Source organism: Streptomyces novaecaesareae, assembly GCF_000716875.1.
Classification (GTDB): Bacteria; Actinomycetota; Actinomycetes; order Streptomycetales; family Streptomycetaceae; genus Kitasatospora; species Kitasatospora novaecaesareae.
Window position 1 is genome coordinate 1 of the sequence record NZ_JNWQ01000167.1, and the last position, 4667, is coordinate 4667.

Annotated in this window: 1 protein-coding gene and 1 pseudogene; both read left to right on the forward strand. The window is 73.2% G+C overall.

Annotated features, from left to right (window positions below):
* Positions 1–2593, forward strand: a 2593-nt coding sequence (locus tag OP86_RS36290) for a type I polyketide synthase (RefSeq protein WP_033334371.1), incomplete at its 5' end; no start/stop codon positions are given.
* A gap of 81 nt (positions 2594–2674) precedes the next feature.
* Positions 2675–4667 (forward strand): annotated as a pseudogene (locus OP86_RS33145) (type I polyketide synthase); the annotation flags it as partial.

Consider the following 4667-nt stretch of genomic DNA (forward strand, 5'->3'; position numbering starts at 1 on the left):
CGACCACGCCGTCTTCGGCACCGCCCTCCTCCCCGGCACCGCCCTCGTCGAACTCGCCCTCCACGCCGGCGACCACGCCGACTGCGAGCACCTCGAAGAGCTGACGCTGGAAACCCCGCTCGTCCTGCCCGAGCAGCAGCCCGTCCGGCTGCAGGTCCGCGTCGGCACACCCGACGAAGCCGGCCGACGCACCGTCTCCGTCCACTCCCGCCCCGACCGCCCGGACCGCCCCGACGCCCCCTGGACCCGGCACGCGACCGGGATCCTGACAGCGGAGGGCCCGAGCCACACCTCGCCTGCGGACAGGTCGCAGTCCTGGACGACAGTGCTCGATCCGGCCGACGCGCTCTACGACCGGCTGGCCGACGTCGGTTTCGACTACGGGCCGGCGTTCCGGGGTCTGCGGGCCGTCGGTCGGCACGGCAACGAGATCCGTGCCGAGGTCGCACTCCCCCACGAGCGCCACGACGACCGGTTCGGCCTGCACCCGGCCCTCCTGGACGCGGCCCTGCACGCCTGCCTCCTGGAGGGATCCGACGGCGTCCGCCTGCCGTTCTCCTGGTCCGATGTCGTCTTCCACTCCACAGCGACCACCTCGCTGCGCGTCCGACTCACCCCGACCGGGCCGGACACCGTCGCCCTCACCGCCACCGACGAGGCCGGCAACCCGGTCGTCTCGGTCGGATCGCTGACGCTGCGGCCGGTGACGCCCGAGCAGTTCAGCGCCGCCACCCACGGCCACCCCCACTCGCTGTACCAGGTGGACTGGGTGCCGCTGCCGCCCAGCGCCGACGCCCCCGACGAGGCGCCGCTGCTTCTCGACACCGACGACTTCGGATACGCCCGGCCTGCCGATCTGCTCGCAGTCCGAGCTCCGCTACCGGCCACGGTCGTGGCGGCTTTCCCGTCCGGCGTCGGAGCAACCGCCGAGCACATCCACGCGGCGACCGGGCACGCGCTGGCCCTCGCCCAGGCCTGGCTCGCCACGGAACGCTTCGCCGACTGCCGGCTCGTCCTGCTCACCCGCGGCGCCGTGGCCGTGGATCCGACCGACGACGTCACGGACCTCGTCCACGCCCCACTGTGGGGCCTGGTCCGGTCCGCCCAGTCGGAGAACCCGGGCCGCCTGGTGCTGGCCGACCTCGACGACCACCCCGACTCCTACCCGGCCCTGGTCCGGGCGCTCTCCTCGGCGGAGCCCCAACTGGTGGTCCGCGCGGGCCGGGTGTCTGCCGCCAGGCTGGTCACCGCCGCACCCGGTACGGCGGAGGCTCCGGCCTCGTTCGGCCCCACCGGCACCGTGCTGGTGACCGGGGGTACCGGCCTGCTCGGCGGTCTCTTCGCCCGCCACCTGGTGACCCGGCACGGGGTGCGGCACCTGCTGCTCCTGAGCCGGCAGGGGCTCACCGCCGACGGTGCGACCGAACTGCGGGACGAACTGACGGCGGCGGGCGCCACGGTGACGGTCGCGGCGTGCGACACGGCCGACCGGGAGGCACTCGCCGCAGCCCTGGCCCAGGTGCCCGCCGAGCAGCCGCTGGTCGGCGTGATCCACACGGCGGGTGTCCTGGACGACGGTGTGCTGACGGCCCTGACCCCCGACCGGGTGTCGGCCGTCCTGCGTCCCAAGGTCGACGCGGCGCGGCACCTCCACGAACTGACCCGCGGGAGCGACCTGCGCGCGTTCGTCCTCTTCTCCTCGGCCGCAGGTGTCCTGGGGCAGGCCGGCCAGTCAAGCTACTCGGCGGCCAACGCCTTCCTCGACGCCCTGGCGCAGCGGCGCCGCGCGGAGGGCCTGCCCGCACACTCCCTGGCCTGGGGACTGTGGGCGGAGTCCAGCGGAATGACCAGCCACCTCGACGCCACCGACCTCCGCCGCCTGAGCCGCACGGGCCTCGCCGCCCTTCCCTCCGATGAGGGACTCGCGCTCTTCGACACGGCTCTGCGGACGGATCGCGCGGTGCTGGTACCCGCCCGGCTGGACACGGTGGCCCTTCGGGCGCAGCCCGAGGTGCCACCGGTGCTCCGCGCCCTGGTCCGGGCCCCGAAGCTCCGGGAGACATCCGCCCCGCAGACCCTGACGTTCCGGCAGAGATTCGCCGGTCTGGAAGCGACCGAACGCGGCCACGCCGTGCTCGACGTGGTCCGCGCCCAGGTGGCGGCCGTCCTGGGCTACGCCTCACCGGAGCGGGTCGAACCCGATCGCGGATTCCTCGACCTCGGCCTCGACTCCCTCACCGCGCTCGAACTGCGCAACCGGCTCGGCGGGGAGAGCGGCACCCGGCTACCCGCCACCCTGATCTTCGACCACCCGACTCCGGCCGCCGTCGCCCGCCACCTGGAGAGCGAGGTGTTCCCGGCGGAGCGGACGGCTGAAGAACCGGACCCCGACGAGGTCGACGAGGCCGGGTTCCGGCGGGCCCTGGCGACGATCCCGCTGGCTCGCTTCCAGGAGGCCGGGCTGGTCCGCACCCTCCTCCAGCTCGCGGACCCGGCGGGCGAACCGGCGGACACCAACGAGCAGGAGCACGGCAGCGCCCTCGACACGATGGACCTGGACAGCCTCATCCGGGTCGCCCTCGGTGACAACTGATCACGTCGCACCACCCCTCTACGGCACGGAGTTTCGGAGTTCGCGATGACCGCATCCAGTGAAGAAGTCGTCAAGGCGCTACGAGCCTCCCTCAAGGAGGCCGAGGCGCTGCGGCAGCAGAACCGGAAACTGACCGCCGCAGCCTCCGACCCGATCGCCATCGTCGGCATGGCCTGCCGCTATCCGGGGGGCGTCACGTCCCCCGAGGACCTCTGGCAGTTGGTCGCGAGCGGCGGCGACGCCGTCTCCGCCTTCCCGGAGGACCGCGGCTGGGACCTGGACTCGCTCTACGACTCCGACCCCGAGGCGGTCGGAAAGACGTACGCCCGGGCCGGCGGCTTCCTGCACGAGGCCGCGCTGTTCGACCCGGACTTCTTCGGGATCAGCCCGCGCGAGGCGCTCGCCATGCACCCGCAACAGCGGCTGCTGCTGGAGACCTCCTGGGAGGCCTTCGAACGCGCCGGCATCGACCCCGTTTCCGTCCGCGGCAGTCGTACCGGCGTGTTCGCCGGCGTGATGCACCAGGACTACGCCGCGCGGCTGCGCGAGACACCCGACGACCTTGAGGGCTACCTGATGACGGGCAGCCTGGGCAGCGTGGTGTCAGGGCGAGTGGCCTACACCCTGGGCCTGGAGGGGCCGGCGATCACGGTGGACACGGCGTGCTCCTCGTCGCTGGTCGCACTGCACCTCGCCGGACAGGCGCTGCGCAACGGGGAGTGCACGATGGCCCTCGTCGGCGGTGTCACCGTGATGACCGGCCCCGGCGGCTTCGTCGAGTTCAGCCGTCAACGGGCCTTGTCCCCCGACGGGCGCTGCCGGGCCTTCGCGGCCGGCGCGGACGGCACCGGCTGGGCGGAGGGCGTCGGCGTCCTGCTGGTCGAGCGGCTCTCCGACGCCCGGCGCAACGGGCACCGGGTGCTCGCGATGGTGCGCGGCTCGGCCGTCAACCAGGACGGAAGCAGCAGCGGGTTCTCCGCCCCCAACGGGCCCGCCCAGCAGCGCGCGATCCGGGACGCGTTGAAGAACGCCCGGCTCACCGCGGCCGACGTGGACGCGGTGGAGGCACACGGCACCGGCACCCGGCTGGGCGACCCGATCGAGGCCCAGGCCCTGATCGCCACCTACGGCAAGGAGCGGCCCGCCGAACGTCCGCTGCTGCTGGGCTCGTTGAAGTCCAACATCGGCCACGCGCAGGCGGCGGCCGGGGTCGGTGGCGTGATCAAGATGGTGATGGCGATGCGGCACGGCGTGCTGCCGCGCACCCTGCACGTCGACGAGCCCACCCCGCACGTGGACTGGTCCTCGGGTGCGGTCGAGCTGCTCACTGAGGAGCGCCCGTGGCCGGCCGGTGAGCGGACCCGACGAGCCGCCGTGTCCTCGTTCGGGATCAGCGGGACGAACGCGCACGTCATCCTGGAGGAGGCCCCCGCCGCCGAGGAGGCCCTCGCCGCCGACTCGCCTTTCCCCGTGGTGCCGTGGGTGCTCTCCGCCCGGAACGACAACGCCCTGCGCGCCCAGGCAGGACAGCTGGCCGCCTTCCTCCAGGACCACCCCGACACCGACCTCCGCGCCGCCGGCCACACCCTGCTCACCGGACGAGCCCAACTCGACACCTCGCCCGTGTTCGCCGCCTCCATCGCCCGTTGCCCCTCGCCGAACTCTGGCAGTCCCTCGGCGTCCAGCCCGCCGCCGTCATCGGCCACTCACAGGGCGAAATCGCCGCCGCTACCATCGCCGGAGCCCTCACCCTCGAAGACGGCGCCCGCATCGCCGCCCTGCGCAGCCAAGCCATCCTCGCCATCAGCGGCCAGGGCGCCATGGCCTCAATACCCCTCCCCCACAACGAAACAACCGAACTACTCACGCCCTGGGACGGCCGACTCACCATCGCCGCCCACAACGGCCCCACCAGCACCGTCATCGCCGGCGACGCCACCGCCGTCCAAGACCTCCTCGCCCACTGCGAACAGCACCAGATCCGCGCCCGCCGCATCGACGTCGACTACGCCTCCCACACCCACCACGTCGAACAACTCCGCGACCACCTCGCCCAACAACTCGCCGGCATCAC